Source organism: Acidobacterium sp. FHG110202_01, from assembly GCF_059115305.1.
The window spans coordinates 161155-181022 of record NZ_JBZYWJ010000005.1 but is presented as its reverse complement, the minus strand read 5'-3'; the positions used below and the strand labels follow the sequence as shown (position 1 = coordinate 181022).

12 protein-coding genes and 1 pseudogene are annotated in these 19868 nt (G+C 53.8%); 5 read left to right on the top strand and 8 right to left on the bottom strand.

Annotated features, from left to right (window positions below; genetic code table 11):
• Positions 1 to 39 precede the first annotated feature (39 nt).
• Complete coding sequence (locus AC5S16_RS12245; RefSeq protein ID WP_493930359.1) at positions 40 to 645, top strand: DUF305 domain-containing protein; 606 nt, start codon at positions 40 to 42, stop codon at positions 643 to 645.
• Positions 642 to 2648: an LVIVD repeat-containing protein gene (locus tag AC5S16_RS12240; RefSeq protein ID WP_493930358.1), complete on the top strand. Its 2007-nt coding sequence runs from the start codon at positions 642 to 644 to the stop codon at positions 2646 to 2648. Before AC5S16_RS12245 ends, AC5S16_RS12240 begins: the two co-directional genes overlap by 4 nt.
• A gap of 85 nt (positions 2649 to 2733) precedes the next feature.
• On the opposite strand, the gene AC5S16_RS12235 is transcribed toward AC5S16_RS12240, so the two are convergent.
• Positions 2734 to 5877 (bottom strand): Ig-like domain repeat protein, encoded by a 3144-nt coding sequence (locus AC5S16_RS12235; RefSeq protein WP_493930357.1) that lies wholly within the window; start codon positions 5875 to 5877, stop codon positions 2734 to 2736.
• Between the two features lie 345 nt (positions 5878 to 6222).
• On the bottom strand, positions 6223 to 7272 hold the full coding sequence (locus tag AC5S16_RS12230) for a phytoene/squalene synthase family protein (RefSeq protein ID WP_493930356.1): 1050 nt from the start codon (positions 7270 to 7272) through the stop codon (positions 6223 to 6225).
• Positions 7273 to 7446: 174 nt separating this feature from the next.
• On the opposite strand from AC5S16_RS12230, the gene AC5S16_RS12225 reads away from it, so the two are divergent.
• Positions 7447 to 7899: a cupin domain-containing protein gene (locus tag AC5S16_RS12225; protein WP_493930355.1), complete on the top strand. Its 453-nt coding sequence runs from the start codon at positions 7447 to 7449 to the stop codon at positions 7897 to 7899.
• 130 nt (positions 7900 to 8029) lie between these two features.
• Here the strand turns inward: AC5S16_RS12225 and AC5S16_RS12220 are convergent, their stop codons facing one another.
• Positions 8030 to 8641: a TetR/AcrR family transcriptional regulator gene (locus tag AC5S16_RS12220; RefSeq protein ID WP_493930354.1), complete on the bottom strand. Its 612-nt coding sequence runs from the start codon at positions 8639 to 8641 to the stop codon at positions 8030 to 8032.
• Between the two features lie 211 nt (positions 8642 to 8852).
• Here AC5S16_RS12220 and AC5S16_RS12215 point away from each other — a divergent pair, with 211 nt between their 5' ends.
• A complete protein-coding gene (locus tag AC5S16_RS12215; RefSeq protein WP_493930353.1) occupies positions 8853 to 10286 on the top strand; it encodes a PQQ-dependent sugar dehydrogenase in 1434 nt (477 codons plus the stop codon).
• 31 nt (positions 10287 to 10317) lie between these two features.
• Complete coding sequence (locus AC5S16_RS12210; protein WP_493930352.1) at positions 10318 to 10779, top strand: cupin domain-containing protein; 462 nt, start codon at positions 10318 to 10320, stop codon at positions 10777 to 10779.
• Positions 10780 to 10893: 114 nt separating this feature from the next.
• Here AC5S16_RS12210 and AC5S16_RS12205 read toward each other — a convergent pair.
• From AC5S16_RS12205 to AC5S16_RS12185, 5 genes and pseudogenes are all read right to left on the bottom strand, one after another.
• Positions 10894 to 14067: pseudogene (locus AC5S16_RS12205) on the bottom strand (outer membrane beta-barrel protein).
• Positions 14068 to 14435: 368 nt separating this feature from the next.
• Positions 14436 to 15902, bottom strand: coding sequence for a zf-HC2 domain-containing protein (locus tag AC5S16_RS12200; RefSeq protein WP_493930351.1), 1467 nt, complete (start codon positions 15900 to 15902; stop codon positions 14436 to 14438).
• Positions 15902 to 16489 (bottom strand): RNA polymerase sigma factor, encoded by a 588-nt coding sequence (locus tag AC5S16_RS12195; RefSeq protein ID WP_493930350.1) that lies wholly within the window; start codon positions 16487 to 16489, stop codon positions 15902 to 15904. The genes AC5S16_RS12200 and AC5S16_RS12195 overlap by 1 nt, the downstream gene beginning before the upstream one ends.
• 344 nt (positions 16490 to 16833) lie before the next feature.
• Positions 16834 to 17829 carry an alpha/beta hydrolase family protein gene (locus AC5S16_RS12190; protein WP_493930349.1) on the bottom strand — a complete coding sequence of 332 codons (996 nt, stop codon included), beginning with the start codon at positions 17827 to 17829 and terminating at the stop codon, positions 16834 to 16836.
• 90 nt (positions 17830 to 17919) lie between these two features.
• Positions 17920 to 19743: a hypothetical protein gene (locus AC5S16_RS12185; RefSeq protein WP_493930348.1), complete on the bottom strand. Its 1824-nt coding sequence runs from the start codon at positions 19741 to 19743 to the stop codon at positions 17920 to 17922.
• Positions 19744 to 19868 lie beyond the last annotated feature (125 nt).

Here is a 19868-nt window from a genome sequence, read left to right as displayed (position 1 = left end):
CCGTGCTTTTTTGCCATTTCAGGCTGCATTGTTATCGCGATGTTTTGCAGCCTGACATTTGCGCAACAGGCGCCATCGGTCGTCCAGCCCGGTGCGCCGGGAACTCCGAGCAAGAAGCTCCCGCCTTCTACTTCCGGCGTCGCTCCGCATGCCTCGCAGGCTGACATTGATTTCATGCAGGGCATGATCATGCATCATTCCCAGGCGGTAGAGATGACCGCTCTGATTTCCTCGCACACGGAGAACAAGGCGATTCGCGCTCTGGGCGCTCGCATCAGCCTTTCGCAAAGCGATGAGATCAAGTTCATGAAGCGGTGGCTCGCGGCGCGCGGCCAGTCTGATTCGATGGCAATGCCGGGCATGCCCGATATGGACAAGAGCGGCAAACCCATGCAGGCAATGCCAGGCATGCTCACTCCCGAACAGATGAGCGCATTGCGCCAGGCAAAGGGCGACGAATTCGACCACCTGTTTTTGACCGGAATGATTCAGCACCACAACGGCGCACTGATCATGGTGAAAGATCTATTCGATAACCCTGGCGCAGGGCAGGACGCCGAACTGTTCGACTTTGCGACCGATGCGGATAATACGCAACGGGCTGAGATCAGAATCATGCAAGACATGTTGAAGGAGAAACGATGAAACACAAGCAAGCTTTTCGCCTTATGGGCGCAGCTCTTGCCTTGGCCATGACGTGCACAAACACAAATAATTTATGGGCACAGCAACAGAACGCTCCGGCTGCAAAGGATGCGAAGCCGGCTCAGGCGGAAGAAGATTCATCCAAGCCCGAGACTCCTGATCCGCTGCCGCCAGGCATGACCGGATCGACGACAAACGATCCGCGCGCAGCGTTAAAGCCTGGCCTCTACGATGCCGGCGAAGCTGCAATGGGTATGGAGCACCTTGCCTTTCTGAAGAAGCCTGATACTTTCCAGTTGCCTTCCTCCAATCCTGATGATCCGGTTGTGCAGAAAACTCTGGGCACGCTCGGCGTAGGCAACACAGCCAAGATGCCTAAGCCAATGCAGCTGGTGATTGCACAGCTTGCCTTTGCGAACTCGGATTTTGCCTTTCAGGGAACGCATCTGTTTCAGGGCAACTTCTATGGCGTGAACTTCTACGATATTTCCAATCCGGCAAAGATTTCGCTGATTACTTCGCTGGTGTGTCCGGGCGGGCAGGGCGACGTTTCGGTATACAAGAACCTGCTGTTCATGTCGGTCGAAATGCCGAATGGACGCCTGGACTGCGGGACGCAGGGCTTTCCGCCGCTGCCTCCACCGGAGCCGGGACACGAGAAGGAGCGCCGTCTGCCGGCAGCGAGTCCGGACCGTTTTCGCGGCGTGAGAATCTTTGACATTGCCGACATCCGGAATCCTAAACAAGTGGCTGCAGTGCAGACCTGCCGCGGCTCGCACACGCACACGCTCGTCATCGATCCCAACGACAAGGACAATGTCTATATCTATGTCTCGGGAACTTCGTTTGTGCGGCAATCAGAAGAACTGGCCGGATGTTCGAATGAGGCTCCGGATAAAGACCCGAATACATCGCTCTTCCGCATCGACGTAATCAAAGTCCCGGTTGCTGCGCCAGATCAGGCCAAGGTGGTCTCCAGCCCGCGCGTGTTTATGGATGCGCGTACGGGAGCGCTGAACGGGCTGAACAACGGCGGAAGCCATGGCAAGGGCGCCGAAAAACCTGCGGACACGAACCAGTGCCACGACATCACCGTGTATTCGGCGATTGGGCTGGCGGCAGGAGCCTGCTCGGGCAATGGCATTCTGCTCGACATCAAGGACCCGGAGCATCCGAAGCGCGTGGATGCGGTGAATGATCCGAATTATTCCTACTGGCATTCGGCTTCTTTCTCGAATGACGGAACCAAGGTCGTATTCACTGACGAATGGGGCGGCGGGTTGCAGCCGCGCTGCCGTCCGACCGATCCCAACAAGTGGGGAGCGGATGCGATCTTCAGTCTGAAGGACGATAAGCTCTCGCTGGCCAGCTACTACAAGATGCCCGCGGCACAGACGGCAACGGAAAACTGCGTGGCGCACAATGGATCGTTGATCCCGGTGCCGGGACGCGATATTGAAGTTCAGGCATGGTACCAGGGCGGCATCTCTGTAATGGACTTCACCGATGCGGCGCATCCTTATGAAATTGCCTACTTCGATCGCGGACCGATTGATCCCAAGACGCTCATTCTGGGCGGAGACTGGTCGGCGTACTGGTACAACGGCTACATCTATGGATCAGAGATTGCTCGCGGGCTGGATGTCTTCCGTTTGACGCCGACAAAGTTTCTGACGCAGAACGAGCTTGACGCGGCGAATCTGGTGCAGCTCAGCGAATTGAATGTGCAGAACCAGCAGAAGATCATATGGCCCTCGAACCTCACAGTTGCACGGGCTTATGTGGACCAATTGGAGCGCTCGCAGGCTCTGGCTCCGAAGAGAGTTGCTGCACTGAACAATGCAATCGGACGCGCGCAGAAATCGCACCTTGCCAGAAAGGACGTAGCAAAACTTCACGGCCTGGCTGCGTCGGTTGAGACAGATGCATCTGCTGCTAAAAACTCTGAGGACGCTAACCGGCTGCACTTACTGGCGCAGATACTCGAGAGTCCGAAAGCCTGATAGACAGACTCGTCATGGCTCCGCAGGGTTGGGCACCGAACGTATCGCCTCGCGGAGCCACAGATGACGGACAATGCTCGTTTCATTACCACACGTTCAGGTCAAGGTCGAAGCTGTGCCTCACCTGCCCGCTCACTGCTGTGACGGTAATGTTGTAGTTCTTGACCTGATCCGGCTGGAAGCCGCATCCGGAGAGTGAGGCAAGACCCGCCAGCGTAGCAACTACAAAGATAGCCGGCATGATATGGCGACGGAACCGACGTACTCCCGCCAGCGGCAACAATAGGAACGCAAGAGCCAGTGGCGCTTCACGCTCGAAGGGATTGCTCTTCTTTGCAGTCGTCGTAGGAGCTGCTGTCTGGATCGTCAGGGTCACAGTCTGTGCTCCACCATGGGCCTCGATGCTGACCGGTGAGAAGGTTGCCGCCGCGCCTGAGGGCAAGCCAGTTGCTATAAAGCTGACCTGCGACGGATAGGAGCCGTAACTCGGGCTGACCTGAAAGGTGAATTTCGCGGGCGCTCCTGGCAGTACGGTTTGGCTTTGCGTATTGGCGGCGACGTTCAGCGTGAAATCAAGACTAGCAACAGGAATGCTGATTGCCGTGCTGCTGCTGGAGGTGGTGAAATTCGGATCTCCTCCATAGGTTGCGATCAGAGAGTGGGTCGTTCCCGCTGCAAGTGTTGAAGTGGTATAGCTGGCGATTCCATCCGTCAGCGTTACAGTACCCAGCAATGTGCCTGCATCATAGAAATTCACGCTGCCTGTTGGGGCTCCGGTGGTAGATGACTGTACGTGTGCTGTGAGAGTGAGGCTCTGACCAGGCGTGATAGAACTGGCGCTGTCGCCGAGTGTGGTCACAGTCGCAGCGCGGGTTACAGTCAGTGTGCCGTTGGTCGCACTCACGGTGTAGTTGTTCAGCGCTGCGCCGCTCACACTGGGAATGATGGCATACGTTCCTGCGTTCGAACTTTGCGTGGCTGCTGTGGAGAAGCTCTGAGTAAACGCATCGTTGCTCACTGTGCCGGTGACTGATCCGCTAAAAGCGGCATTCGCCGCGCCGTAGGCACGTGTGGCATTGTTCGCTGTGATGCTGAGTGCGGCCGGCGTCACGGTGATGCTGGTAGTCGCTGTTGCCGTGCTGTAGTCCGCGGTGTTGGTGGGAGTGAATGTGGCTGTAAGCGTGTGCGTTCCGGTATTCAGTACCGTGCCTGACGGCGGGTTATACGTAAATGTTCCCGGAGCTGTTGCTGTAGCGTTGAGTTGCGAGGCTGACAGCGGAGTTCCGTATGCGATTGCATGGGGCGCCTGCCAGGACAATGTCGGTGCTTGGCTGTCAACCGTCTCGGTCAGAGTTCCAGCGCTGGCGGCATAATCGTCGTCTCCGGAATAGCTCGCTGTGATGGTGTGGCTGCCGCCGCTCAGATGCGCCGCGAGTGCAGCGGAGCCACTGTTCAGAGTGGCCGTGCCAAGCGTTGTTATTGTCCCATTGATCGTGTCCGTGAAGGTTACTCCTCCAGTCGCTGCCGGTTGATCTACAGTCGCGGTAAAGGCTACGCCTGTTCCAAATGGAACCGGATTTGCGCTGGCGGTGAGTGTGGTGGTTGTCGGCCCCACGACCTGAAATTTCAGCGAGGCTATATTACCGATCTCCGGTGAGTTGCCGTTTACGCTGCCTGTGCTGAATGAACCGCCCTCATTTCCATATGCGGCAAAGGCATACAGAGTGTGCTTGCCCAGGGAGAATGAAGCAGCAGGCGACGGGATGTTGAAGGTTGCGGGATTGGAGCTGCTCGCCTCTGGACTTACCTGCGTCCATGCGCCGTTCTGTCCGTCCACCTGATAGTAGAGTGAAGTCGGTTTCGGATTAGCCGCTCCGCTCACGGCACTGTAAGTGGGACTCGATGTATAGGAGCTGTTGACTGTCGCTGAAAAAGTCGGCGTCCCGGTCGTCGTCTGATAAACGCTGTCGCTATTCGATGTACTTCCATCCAATGCCAGAGTTATATCCATAGGCACTGGTACCAGCTGCGCAGATGCCGGTGAAACGCCTTCTATCACTGCCACATTATTTCCATTTGTGTTGGCGACGTAGATTAGATTGGTGACCGGATTTACTGTTACAGCCAGAGGGTTGGCACCGTTTACCGGTACCGTAGCTGTAGCTGAATGAGTGACGCCATCGATCACAGCTACAGTACCGTCATCGTAATTGGGCACATAAACCTGATTGGTGATCTGGTTTATTGCCAATGCCTTCGGCTCTCCGCCCACTGGCACGGTTTTTAAGATCGTGTTGGAGGCGCCGTCGATTACCATCACAGTGTTGTCGCCAACATTGGCCACATATACCTGATTGGTGACTGAATTCACCGCCACCGCCCAAGGGTTGACGCCCGCGTCAATGGAAGAAGTTACAGTGTTGGCCGCCCCATCGATCACCGTGACCGTGTTATCGACAGCATTCGTAACATAGATCCGGTTCATCACCGGATTCACTGCCAAGGCAGTTGGAGTGCTGCCCACCGATACCGTTTTTATGATCGAGTTTGTTGGATCATTCGATGCCCCGTCGATGACCGCGACCGCGTTGTCGAGAGCATTCGCGACATAGATCCGGTTCGTCACCGGATTCACTGCCAGCGCGATCGGGACATTGCCTACCTGCACCGTCTCGATGACTGATTTTGCTGGATCGTTCGAGGAGCCGTCGATTACTGTCACTGAACCGCTGCTATGTGAACAGTCACCTTTATTTGCTACATAGACGCGGTTCGTTACCGAATTTACGACCATCGCCCATGGATGGCAACCTACGGGTATTGTTGCTGTTACTGTGTTCGAGGCGCCGTCGATCACCATCACAGTGCCGTCAGAATAATTGGCAACATATATCTTATTGGTCGCAGGATTTACTGCCAGTACCCACGGATTGCTGCCTACAGTTACCGGCTTCGAAGTATTGTCAGTACCGTCGATCACCGTCACTGTGCTCCCGCCATAGTTGGGGACGTAGAGCTGGTTTGTCACCGGGTTGACAGCCATGCCATACGGATTGGCTCCAGTAGGAATGTTTGCAATAACTGTCTGTGCGTAGACAGGTCTTGCCGCTGCGCACAAAGCGAGCAGAGCCAGACACGCGGGCCAACGCGGGTTCGATCTTTGAGAACGGCGTCCGAAGCTGTGCAGCGACAGAACGGAGGACAAGACAGACAGCGATTTCAGCATCATACGAGATACCCTGGCAGTGAACTTTGGACGCACAAATACGCACGCCCGAATCAACTACTGGAGACAGGGACCTCTGAAGAAATACGTTTTCGCGTGAAATCTTTAGGGGGATTGGGCCCTTCGCCTTATTCCTGAGCTTCAAGGGGATTTGAAAGTCCCTCTTAAGATCAGTGACCAGGATGTTATGCCGGAGCTAATAGGCCAGACAAGCCCAAAATAGTTACCATTCCATAAGTCAGTAAGCTCAAAATAGTCATCATTCGGGGAGGTTACTCTGCTTCCACTTTGGACATCTACCCGAAGTTCTAAAACTGGAGGCCCACGCTCCGGATGGTATTGATCAGCTTAGCTTTTCATGCGGACTTCTATCTTAGATATCAGCCCCTCAAGCCAGTTGCGAATCAGACTGTTCGATAGTGCCATCGGTAATGAGAACGCCATGATCCGATATACGTCGCTTCGCCGGATCTTTGAGGCCTTCGCCGGATCAAGCCAGCGGTCGTTGCTTACGAGAAGCAGCAGCGTCTCGAGACCGATGGCGATGGGCCACACACAGGCCAGCCGCAATCGCATGGAGAAAGGGGAAAGAGCGAGCGTGTATGCAATGGCCTCACGATAGTGGCCGAGAGCTTTCCTGACCAGTTCGAACAGGAGCGGGCGCGCACGCAGAGATGTTTCCGGCGACAGAAAGTCGCGCGCAGTCAAGCCATATTCAGCGAGCATCGTCTCTGGGAGATAACAGCGTCCGATGCGCAGGTCTTTGCCGCAGTCGCGCAGAATATTGGTCATCTGCAGGGCTTTTCCGAAGCGGATGCCGCGATCAAGCATCGCTTCGGGAGGAGCAGTGATCGCTCCAGGAACGTGGGCATAAGTCATCTTCGTCCAGAATTCGCCCACGCATCCGGCAACCAGGTATGTGTATCGATCGAGATCGGCGAACTCCTGAAGAGCTGCTATTTCGCCAGAGGATTCGTCAGGGAAAGTATGCAGATCGAACTCCATGCCCGCGCTGAGGGTAGTGACGATCTCGCATACCGCCTTTCGATCAGACTCGCCCAGTTGAGAAAGAAGGATCAGAGCTGATCCAAGCGACTCGAGTAGAACCTTTTCATCGGAATCTTTTTGCTGGGCAGCTACCTCCACTTGCATGCGCTGGAGCGACTCTTCATCGGAAACGCCGTTCACCTGGCGGCGGAGCGACAGGAGCAACTCCATACGCTTTCCGGACGGAATCAGCGATGTGTCCGCAATAGTGTCTGCCGCGCGCGCCAATAGATATGCAAGGCCAACTGGATCGCGCATGCCAACGGGCAGTATACGGAGTGTGAGATAAAAGGAGCGGGAGACACTTTTCAGCAGAGTGCCGAGAAGGACAGCTCGAATGGAGTCAGACATGGATTCCTGTTAATTCTATCTGGAGCCTCCCAGGCTCCGGCATACAAAAATGGCGGCAGGTAACATGGATGGAAATTCAACCTGCATATAGTTGGTGAACTGTTTAAGTGGGAGCGGCGTGGGTTCACCGGAACGTTCGAAACGACACAACAACTGAATGTGAGGTGGATCGTGATGAATCGAAGAGATTTTCTGGCTTCGACCGCTATGCTTCCGAGTGCTTTTGTGCAGGCGTCCCAGCAGATTACTCATGTCGATACACAGCAGAATGGTCCGCCTCTCAATAGTTCCGTGGTGAAAGACGCATCCCTTCCAGCAGAAGGGAACGCCCCCGGTGCGAAGGCAAAGGTGCATTTCAACGGCCCCACGAAGCAGTTGGCGGCAGTAGCATCTGGCTCCGTCACACTGGAGCCCGGTGCCCGGCCGCACCCGCCTCACCGCCATCCGGAAGAGGAATTCGTGATCATCGCCGCTGGAACCGGCGAAATCGTAGTCGATGGAGTGGTAACACAAGTAGGCCCCGGTGACATGATGTATGCCGAAGCCAACGTGTTGCATGGCATCGTGAACACGGGCAGCACCATGATGACGTTCTACTTTACAAAAATCCTGGCGAAGAATGCCTGAGGACGCACAGATGTATTGCCGTTCGCGCTCCGATAATCGCCGATCAAGTATTCATTGAGCGGAATCTCTGAGAAGCGCATAGACAAGTACTCTATGGACAATTGACTCCATAGACTCTCTGGTTCTTTATTCATGAGCAGAGCTTATCCAGAATCACGTCCACCACATCTGAAGCCATGCACTGAAGTTCGGCGTCGCTGTAGGATTTGCCTACTCCTGCCAAAAGGCGGTCCAGAACATCTCCGGTCAACGAATCGTGAAGAATTACTGCCATCCTCTCTATCGAAACGCTGGTTCGGCACACTTCTTTTCGATGATTTTCCAGCAAGGTTCGTACGATGGAGATTGTCTTTGCTGGTCCGTGGACATACCATGCTTCCCCGAGTTCCGGGCAGTTTGCCGCTTCACCGATCACGAGACGGTGTAGTTCAACAGATCGTTTATCTGTGATCTTTTTCAGGATATGGAAGGCGAGCTTCTTCAGGCTTTGTTCGAACGTGAGTCCGGCGTAATCGATTTTTGACAGAGGCTCATTGAACTCCCGGCAAAGCTTCGCGATGCTGCTGATGAACAGGCCGCATTTCCCGCCAAATTCGATATAGACAGTGCTCTTCGATCCTCCGGCCACTTGTACGATCTGATCGACCGTGACTCCCTCGTAGCCCTTCTTTAAAAAGAGGTTAGCTGCTACTTTTTGTAATTTGTCATTGCGAACCTCACCGCGTGAGCGCTTTTCAGGCATTCCTCTCCATTCCCTAAAAATCCATAAGCATATTTTAGAAAATTACATCAGGGCTGCTGGATTAAATCTATTATGATGTACTGTACATTACAGTACTAGTACGATGGAACGTGACGCACAGTGAAACCGCTGACGAGTATATGAGAAATTATCTGCAGTAACCCATCCTCATGTAAGTCTACGTAATTAGATCAATTGGAGCTGAAGAGATATGAGAGTTACACCGATTCTGCAGGTCTTGCTGGCAATCGCCCCCGCATTTCTTCCTTCCGCACAGGCACAGCAGGTCGTCACAGGTCAGGCTGCCTTCGGCGACTGGAATCAACAGCAGCCTGGTACCCGTCGCAAGATTACGGTCGCCGATCTGCCCGCACCCAAGCCTCAGGAGGCTGTTAATAATACGCCTCACTTGATTCCGCGTCCAAAGGATGCCTGGCCAATTGCGCCTGCGGGTTTCAAGGTGACGCTTTATGCCGGAGGCGATGCCGTTCCCATGCAACGTGCTGACAATAAGGAGCACATGCAGCTGAGTGGGGGAACATTCACCATGCCTCGCCTGCTCAGAACAGCGCCCAACGGCGATATCTTTGTCGCTGATTCAGGCGCAGGCGCCATCCTGATCCTTCGCGGCGTAGGCGCCGATGGCAAAGCGGCGCACATCGAAAAGTTTGCTACGGGCCTCGATCATCCGTTTGGCCTCGCCTTTTATCCTGCCAGAAACCCCCAGTATCTTTACGTCGGCAATGCCACGACCATACAACGATTTCCCTATCACACCGGAGACCTGCACGCGACCGGCACTCCTGAAACGATCGTTCCCGATATTCCTGGATATGCCCAGTTGATGGGCGGGGGTCATTGGACTCGCGATGTGGTCTTCACCAAAGACGGCAAAAGCATGCTGGTTTCAGTAGGTTCAGGATCGAATGCTGACGATCCTGACACGCATCCTAAAGAGTTTCACCGGGCCGATGTCCTGGAATATACGCCGGAAGGGAAATTCGTTAAAGTGTATGCCTCCGGTATCCGCAACTGCGTCGGCGAGGCGATCAACCCCATCACCGGACAGCTGTGGTGCTCGACCAACGAACGCGACAATCTCGGCAACCATCTTGTTCCCGACTATGTGACTTCGGTCAAGGAAGGCGGTTTCTACGGCTGGCCCTGGTACTATATCGGCAATCACCAGGACCCGCGTCTTCCTCAGCCATGCGCAAATGGCACCGGACCCAATCCACAGGCGCAAGCATTGACTCCGGAACAGGCCAACAATTGCAAGCGGGTAGACATCGGCTCCAAAGTGATTGTGCCGGATGTTCTCGTTCAGCCGCACATGGCTTCGTTGGAGGTGCTGTTTTATCCACCTGGGGGCAATTTCCCCCACGAGTTTGATGGCGATGCCTTTGCTGCGGAACACGGCTCCTGGAACCGTGCGAACCGCGCTGGCTATGAAATCATCAGAATCCCGATGCACAATGGCCACGCATCGGATGGCAGCTATGAAGATTTCCTTTCTGGCTTCGTCACCCAGGACGGACAGGTGTGGGGCCGGCCTGTAGGAGTGGCAGTAGGCAGTGACGGCGCACTATACGTCAGCGACGACGGTTCGCGCAGCATATGGCGCGTGGCCTACACCGGCAAGTGACTCAAGATCGGCCTTCGCCAAAGGAGTAACTATGAACTTGAAACGTCGTAGCGTGGGGATAGCCGCCATGCTGGCAGGAGTTTCCTTGATGGCCGTGCTTGCTCAAAACAACGCAGGCAACGTTGCAACGGGTCATCGCGAAATCCTGCTGGAGACTACCAAATCGTGGAATGGCAAGCCATATGAGCACTATCCGGCGGGCCAGCCGCAACTCACCACAATCAGACTGACAATCGCACCGCATACTGCTTTACCCTGGCACACTCATCCATTTCCGAATTCGGTCTATGTGCTTTCCGGCACTCTCACGCTCCATGACCGGGACAGCGGCAAGATTCAAGTGGTTCACCAGGGACAAGCATTTGGAGAGTCGGTCGACGATGTCCATCGCGGCGAGTCAGGTGACGAGCCAACTGTGCTTCTGATCACATATGCCGGCACTCCTGGTGTTCCGACTTCGATCCCTGCGAAGGGCGAGAAACCGGAATATTGAGAGTAGAGACGGTTGTGGTCATAACTACAGAAGATATCTACGCTTTGTCCTGCGTCCGCTTGCTGCATCCGCACCGTGTTGGTTGGAGCGATGCAGCAAGCTAAATGAAATGAGTTAGAAGAGGAGTTTCAACGCAAGCTGTCCAACCCTCTGGTTCGCTTTTGCGCTGGTGATGACGCCAAAGGTTGATGCCGTATCGACACTGGCGGCCGGGTTATTGAAAGAGGGCGTATTCGTTGCGTTGTAGAATTCACCGCGTTCCTGAAGTTTGAACCGTTCTCCAATGCTGAATTCGCGGAACAGCGAAAAGTCGTATTGCTTAAAGCTGGGCCCGCGAATCGAGCTTGTTCCCGCATTCCCGAACTGATTTGCCGGTGGCGCAGTGTAGGAAGCGGGATCGAACCAGCGATTGCCTGATCCAATGCCATGCAGGTAGTGGATAGGCGCTACCTGCTGCGCAAACTGGCTGTTGCCCGGGCAGTTGCAGCTTGTTGCAACTGCTGTAGGGGTAAAAGGCATTCCGGAGTGGAATCGAAATACTCCGTTCGTCTGCCATCCGCCGACCAGGAGCGACACAAGTCCTCCCTTGTTCAGGAATGGCTTCCCTTTTCCAAAAGGCAGTTCGTAGACATGGCCGATGGATAGATTGTGCGTTGTATCGAAACTCGACGGCCCATAGTTCCGCGAGAGAGTGATGTTGTCCATGACTCCGGCTTGATTGCTTTCAATGGCCAGGGCTTTCGAGTAGGCGTAGCCAACATGGAGAAAAAGCCCGTTTGCAAAGTGCCGCGACAGATTCGCCTGCAGCGCGTTGTAGTTGGTGTCGTTAATCTGGCCACGAAGAGTAGTGGTAGCAGTTCAACCGAATGCTGCATTCAGGAGCTGCCCCGCGGCGCCTGTACCCGGAGGGGCCGCGTTGAGTGCGAGATTCAAGGGACCGTGCTTGCCTACGTTGCCAACATATCCGACGTTAAAAGTGAACCCCGACTGAATAGACCTCTCATAGAAGAGATTCCAGGATTCTACGTACGGTATCTTGGGGTTCTTATCCATTGTAATGAACACAAGATTGGGAGCAGGGTTCATGATGCCACTGTCAGGAATCTGCGGCGATGGCGCTGCGGGAATGCCGGTAAAGTCCCCGGTATATCCATAGCCGCTCACCACACCTTCCTGCACACTCGTCAGCGTAGGGAAATTGCCCGTCAACTGTGCTCCTGTGAAGCCATACTCCCCTGTCCATGCACTCATCGCAAAGCCGCTGCGGATCACCGAATCCTTATCAAGCATGTAAGAGAGGCCTACACGGGGTTCAACAAGAGACTGGCTCGAAACATTTGCTGCGAGATTGTTAGCGCCGTATCCAGCAACATACAGGCTGTCTGTGTTCCAGTCATAGCGGGCCATGCCTCCCTTACTCTTCGTAACCCCGGGCCCATAGTATTCTTCGCGAATTCCCAGGTCCAGCGTGAGCTTCGGAGTTGGATGCCATATGTCCTCAAAAAATGCCTGAATCTGATTCTGACGGGCTCGCTGTGACTGATTCAGCAATGCGCGCGCCCGCTCCTGCGGAGTCCCGAGGAGATACGCTGCGAAGGCATTGATGTAGGCTCCATCCGCGCCATAGCTCGGTGCAGCACCCGAAGTCACTTTCAGTTCCGTAGTGGCTGGTTCAAAGTAAAATGCACCCCTGCCTCCGAAACCAGTGGTATAGGCTTCCGCAATAATCAACGAATACCTATGGAATTCAGCACCCCACTTGAGGGTCTGATTAGGAAGCTCCTTAGTCCAGGTATCGATGATCTGAGACAGGTGCGTGATGATATCGCAAGGAGAATTCTGAGCTCCTCCGATCGTGATCCCCGCGACAATATAGGCCAATCCTGTATCGGAGTAGGGATTTGGCGTCGGATCCACAATACCGACGCTTGCATTCGACGCCTGAGTAGTATTCCGGTCTTTCCAATGAATTCCATAGTAGTCATATGCAAGCCGAAGTTCAGTCAGCAAATGCGGGTTGAAGCTGTGCGTCAGATTGACGATCGGCGCTACCACCGTGTCGTGTGCTGTTTGGCCCGAGCCCAACGGCTGGGGCAGCGCGCCACTTGTCAGGAAGTCAGTTTTCTGGACGCCTGTCTCGGCGAATAACTTGGTAGATTCAGTGAAGTTATAGTCTCCACGCCCGAAATAAGTATTTGCCGTATAATTACTCGGCGCATTCCATACGTAGTTGTTTTCAATTCCGGAGTTAGTCGGCGTCGGAAAATATTGGTTGATCGCCTTGGCTTGCGGGACAATCAGGTTACTCGGAATCTTGTTGCCGAACGCGGTGCGTCCAGTACCGTCTGGATTCCCGGTGAAGGGGTTATAGATCAGCGCACCTGGAACATTGCTGAAGTCGCCAGTGAAAAACTCGGGCCTGGGCACTGTCGTCGTCGTGAGCGTCGACTGCGCGTTTCGCTGCCCACGATAGGACCCCGTAAAAAAGGCCTTGTTTCTCAGGATCGGTCCGTCAACAACCACACCAAAGTCGTTGTACACAAGCGGGGGCACTGCCAGCTTTCCCGAGAAGTAGTTCTTCGCCCCGAATGCAGCATTCCTGTTGTATTCCCATAAGCTGCCGTGAAAGTCATTCGTTCCCTGACGTGTAGAGATATTGATGACTCCCCCCGCAACGCGGCCAAATTCAGCGCTGTAATTGCTTGTAGCTATATGGACTTGTTCAATCAATTCCGGCGCAGGCACGTAAGCGGTGCCGCCATCCGCCGGGTCTCGAGTATCGACACCGTCAATCACAGTACTGTTGCCGGAAACACTCTGCCCATTCGCGTTGTACCAGATCGTGCCCGCCGGATCCCCGTTGCTAGGTGTGCCTCCCGAGTCAATATTGACTCCAGCCGATAGCTCCACAAGGCCTTCAGCCTGCCGGTACTCCAGGGGAATATCGTTGATCTCGCGTCTCTCGAGGTTCACATTGACCTCGGCACTTTCTGTTTGGATCGGCGGAGGAGCTGCCGTGACCCGAACTTCTCCCTTAGTGCTTTCAGGAGTAAGAACCGCGTCCACGCGAGCCACAGTCTCTACAGAGATCGTTATGTTTTCCTGGATTAAGGTTGCGAACCCGGGCGCAGAAATTTTGACCTGATAGTTGCCCGGAGATAGATACGGGAAGTTGAAATAACCTTGTGAAGTAGTAGTACCCGTGCGCTGCACATTCGTGGATGTCTGGATTGCTACAACCGCGGCATTGGGTATAACCGCACCGCTCGAATCCTTAACGACACCCACCAATGTACCCGTTACTACTTGAGCCAAGCAGCTGGTTGCTGCAAAAAGGCCCAGAAAAAGAGCTACAAAATTTAGAGCAAGACTCTTTCGTGACATCAATGACCCCTCAGGAAAGCAAAAAATTTATCTGGAGACAGTTCAGCGAGAACATTACGAGCGGCCATTGATGATGGCCGCGACGACACAAAGGTTCCTCGTCTGTATGTGTTCCTGAAGGTATAGAGCCGCTATTTTTGACGCCTTGACAGGAAAATTATTAAGGGACAATAAAAAGTTTGGCCGAGGGCTCGCAGCAAATACGCACAAATCTTGCGTCGCTACAAAAAGCGCTAAACTTGGTCTCTCGCATACAAGTTTTGGGATGAATGTTACAGGACACTACGAATTTGCTGAATACGTGCGTCAAACGCTGCCTCGTCCTGACCGGTAGAAGCTGAAAAGAGATCTTCCAGCGCCTTATCCAGATCTCGTGCCTCCGCAAGATGCAATGGCCGTAAAGGCGAATTCGAAACCGAACCGATCAACGGCTCCAGCGAGTGATACAAGTCCCCTTGTAGACCAGATAACGCCTGCTTTTCACTACGGACGAGCTCAGAGAGGTCTCCTGCGCAGGAACAATGCTTCAATGCGAGTTGCCGCTGTTGAAGCTTGCTGACAAAGAATGCGCGCCCAACAATCTGTTGGGAAAGATGCAGCGCATTGTTACTGAATCTCGCCCGAACATCGTCCTCCGGAAATTGTTGCTCCAGCCATTGTTCAGCCAGCCCAGGCTCATTTCCTGCTGGACGGGCTCGATCGGGCAGAATGTCCTCGTAGGAGGACTTATCTGTCAAAAGATGGACCTCTAACCCGATGTCATGGTTTGCCGCAAAACCTTTTAATAGCTGCTGCCTTCGCTCTTCATCGTTTACTACTGCTTTGACTTGTACCTGGGGGCCGTTGCGGAACACGATGGCTTCCCATCCGGAGTCGGCATTCAGTTGGCGCAATGTCATCCATGCCTGGACCTCCAGGAGATCGCCAGGATCTTCGATGTGCTGGGGCGTCGCTGGTTCTCTCCTGGTGGTGATGTCGGCAACCGGAGCAGGCGATGGCTCTGCATCTTCCGATATGCTGATTTCCTCATCGCCGGAGAAGTCAAGCGTCAACTTTGTTGTGTGATAGTCGGTGGTGCGCAACTGGAGAGTCGCTTCACGAATTGCATCTTCGTCCGTCGTGGTCCTGATTTCGTAAGACGCTTCCCGTTTCGTCACTTGGTCATGATGTCGACGCAAGGAGTTCCGCCACTTCACATATGTTTTCGCGGAAAGAGGATTTCCGTGCCCCCATGGAGACTTCTGTATTTGTTGTAGTACCCGGCTGCAGCGAACAGAATTCTCGAAGGACACCATCTTTTCGCTCTGTTGTCCTCCCGCACAGGTTTCCCCACTTACCTGGACTCTAAAGGCTCTGGCAGCGCCGATACTGTCTTCGTACTGCACTGCATTCGATAGCAGTTCGGTCGCACTCACCGTTGGAATTGTTCGAGGATAGAAGAGGAAGGCAAACACGCAAACACAGCCCAGTGCGATTGCGACAATCGGCTTCCAGGGAAATGCAGATGCTCTCGGAGACGGCACAACAAACTCTGACTCCGAAGTTCTCATTGCCTCCTTAAGGCCGACTTTAGCCACACTGAGAAAGGCTGAGGATGCGAATGCAACTTGCTCATGACGTTCACGGCAAAACCCACATTCCTCGAGATGTGCCTCTACAGCAAGCTGATCGCGATGAGACAGTCTTCCTGTAACCAGTTCGAACAGCGCTTCCTCAGTCAAATGTACGGGCTTCGTCACTATCGCGGTCGATTCATCCGGGCTTGAAATCGATGGAACGCCTTTAGTGTAAGCCTGCGCGCCCGCCAGTGCGGAGTCCTCAGCGCTGATCCTATCTGCTGAAAGCTGTATCCGCTCAAGTACATCAGGATGCACTCCCGATCACATTCAGAAAACTCCGACAGCACCTTTGCTGTCAGCCGAAGTACGCTCTGGTCGATAATGCGTTTTTCGGGAAGAGACCGGGTATCTGCCAATTCACTTGGAACACGATCCGTATCGTGTTCCAGTGCATCCAGAGATATATGCAAATCCGGGCGCAACCTGCGATATCGACGATAGGCCAGGTGCTTAGTGACCGTATACATCCAGGCGCTGAACTGCTCGACCGGGCGACCCGCTTTCTGCTCACGAAATAACACTACAAATGTTTCCTGCGTCAGGTCTTCCGCTTCTGTCCAGTCATGTACCAGGGAGTAAGCATAAAGGAGGACCTTCTTCCACGACGCTGAATCTATACTCTTCGCAATGGATTCGATATCACTTTTCGGTTCGTCATCGCCCGCCTCAAACGGGACTGCCCGACTCACCGCGGCACTGCCGTCCATCAAGAATCTCCAGTCTGATTCATCAAAAAAAGTGAATATATCAGCTTGATAACGCAAGATGATTAACAGCAATTCACAAATAGAAATCAACCTTTATTCATAAACTGGAGGGAGGATACTGACAATAATGGCTCTCATGACCTGGGCCATTAGTATCAATAAAATCCTTTATTTCATGGTGCCTGGAAGAGGTCGAAACCCCACGACCACAAGGGTCGACGGATTTTGAGTTTATATTGCGCGCGTCACGAGTTGAATCAGGCTTTCCGTCGTGCCGGTCTTTATTTCGAGCGAGCGGCTCATTCCGTCACAGTTTGTGCGGAGTGAGTCCCATTTTTTATGGGCTAATCTATATGGCTCCCTTGACCCAGTTGATTGTGCAACCAGGTGAGTATTTTTCCTTCTTGCGCAGCTGTTCTTTTATAGTTCTCTACCGTGTCATATTGCACAAACTGGGCATCGATTGGAAGAACTGTGCGAATACGCCGTTTCGCAACCTCTGGTGTTATCGGATCGAAAGCAGTCTCCTGCACCCGTAAAGTACGGTGGTCTAATTGTGGCAACAATTTGAGAGGGTCAAGGTCGGCAATACGCGCTTGAAACTCTGAAGTCAGATATTGAGAGCGTTGTGAATCCTCAATGATTGGTGACAGCGTAAACCAATCACGCCAGTCTCCCCAGGGATCGAGCACGTCTACGGCTCTTAGGCGTGGATCTGCCACTGCGGCAAGAAGAGCAATCGTCCCTCCCGACCCTTGGCCGAACATACCGACGCGGTTCATGTCTATATCATCCCGCATGCTCAGGTGGTTCAGGATCATTTGCACATCGTGCACAGATGTTACTAAGGATTCCTGTAGTTCACTTATGAACCATTGCTTCCAGGGGCGGTCATGATAGCGCTGGCCTGTAAGTGCAGAAACAAAGCCAACAGCAGTGAAGCCATATTTTGTAACTGTTCTGCAATACAGATCATCACGGAAGCGGTCTGTATCTGCCGGATAACCATATAAAAAAAGCATAACTGGAGATTTCTTCACATTGGGAGGCTTGATGATATAGAGATCGATGGGATCGTCACCACGCCACTGGACCTGCCATAGTTCGCGTGTGAATTCGGGCAAGGTGGTTTTTTCTAACAGGAGAGGCTGTTTGGGTTTCAGCTCCGAACCCTGGAGAGACGACACGTCATAACGCTCGCTAAGCCCGGAGGTCCCGCTATGGAGATCGGCGAAGGGTGTTCCCAAGGATGAATCAACCGCGCTGTTATTCGCACTGGTCTTCTCTTGTGCGTAAGTTGTGCCTAAAAGAAAGACAACCCAGATGACAAAGATGGACAAGTTACGAGTCATACGTTAGTCCCTGAAGCCCTTTACAGGACAAAGGCAGACCAGATAACACCGGTCTGCCTTTGCAGTTAAGACATTGCTTTATTGATGTCCGCCGACGTGTGTCGAAGGCACTGGAAGAGGCGATGATTGCGGAGGAGTATAGATGATTGTGCCGCCTACGTCGCCGCCGGATTCGTTTTCTGTTGTGCTGAATCCGCCATAGGTGCGAGCGGTGAGAGTACGCGCACCACCAGTAGTGCAGTGAACCTGTGCCGGAGTTGGTCCATCATTTTCTGTGGAAGAAACAAGCCGGCCATCGGTCCAGGTTTCGAAGTGCTCACGATAAACGCTCAAACCCGGATCGTCATGGAGCGGGCTGCTGCTGCAGATCGCGCCAAAGGGAACGAAGTCCGGAAGTGTGGTAAAGGCCACCCTATCCGCCTGGCTAACAAGCGTCTGTGCATTGGCAAAGTCGCTGCCGTTTCCATCGCTGATGACGCGATAGACTGACCAGGAACGGTAGGTGCCAGCACGCAAGGTATAGAACGAACCTGAAGTGATGCTGCTGTTGGCTCCGGTCAGGGTTGGCGTGATCGGGCAGCTGAAAGCTGCGCTCGATCCGCAGGCCGGCAAGTTTCCAGTGTAGGTGGAAGAAGCGGATGTGGCTAGCGGATCAACGCCATCCAGTTTCAGATATTTCACATTGGCTGCATTATTTCCAGTTCCAGGAATGAGTGCTTCATAGCTAAAGAAGACATAGCCGAGAGAATCCGTATTGCCGTTGACGCCTTTCACGACATCGCCGGTGCCGATGCCGCGAATGCGCTTGCCGCCGCCCGAAGAGCAGAACATGTTGAGTGGGTTAAAGCTTCCGCTGGTTCCATTCACTCCTTTTTCCTGCGAGTCGGCTGGAGTTCCAGCGAGACGGATATTCGTAAATTCAAAGGTGTTCATTGTGCCTGAGAGCGGCTCGCGTTGAATCACGGTAACCGGCACGCTGAAGGTGCCACCCACAAGGTCGGCATCGCATTGAGTGCCGTCAAAGAGCCTGGCGAGATTGGCATGAGTTACATTGTTGACCGAACTGTTGCCCAAATGCCCAGTAGCTGTGTTCGAGCGATTCGCGATGATGATGATTGGTGCAGCTCCGGCAGGAATTGTCCGGAATTGATTAGCTGCAGGAATGGCTTGGTGGCTGCAGGGATCCGTTCCAGAAAGGGCAAAATTCACAGGAGTAGCCGTCGGACCATTCGAGGTTGACACTTCGCTCAGATAGCTGACGCCTGGGCAACCGCTATTGGGGCCGGCATAGCCGAGACCATCGTAGTTCGAGGTATTGAGAGCAGCCAGAGCACGTTCTGTCGCACCGAGAGCATCTTCAGGGCGAATGTCTGTATTGGCGGCCGTCAAAGGATGCCCTTGAAGAACCGAATAGAGATTGGGATCCAATGCGCTATCACTCGATTTGTCATCCCAGACCGCCAGAGCATTCGATCCGGCAGACGGCAATGCGCTTTGGGCGACGAACCCTAGTCTAGCGCGTGGAAAAGCACTGAAGGCGCGAACGCCAACCGTGGAATCGACACTGATATAGGCCCATGCCCGACCTGAGGTTGCACTCCAGACAATCCAGATATTGCCGGACTCGTCAAGGATATTGCTGGTGCGCGTGTCATGAAGAAAGACACAGCCGCCATTGCCGGTTGAGCCGCAAGTTTTAGCGCCGCCTTTGATGGTGTAGTGATGAGCATTTCCATCGGCTTTCGCAAGCTCATATGCAGCTTCGGCGAAGACGCCCCACTGAGCTGATGAGCCGGCAGTAACAACCTGAGGGTTATACGTAACCGCGTACATTGGCGCCACGGCAACAACTGCAACTGCAAGCAGCCGTGTGAACGCCTGTGCAAAGTTCATTTTCAACATTGCAAGCTCCTAAGTACTACCGGGGTAGTACACAGGTGAGGGCAAGGAGTAATCCTTGCTGCGTTGATGTCGCTATGCGCCGCATTGCGCACAGACGGGCACGCGTCCTCAAAGAAAGGACAAAG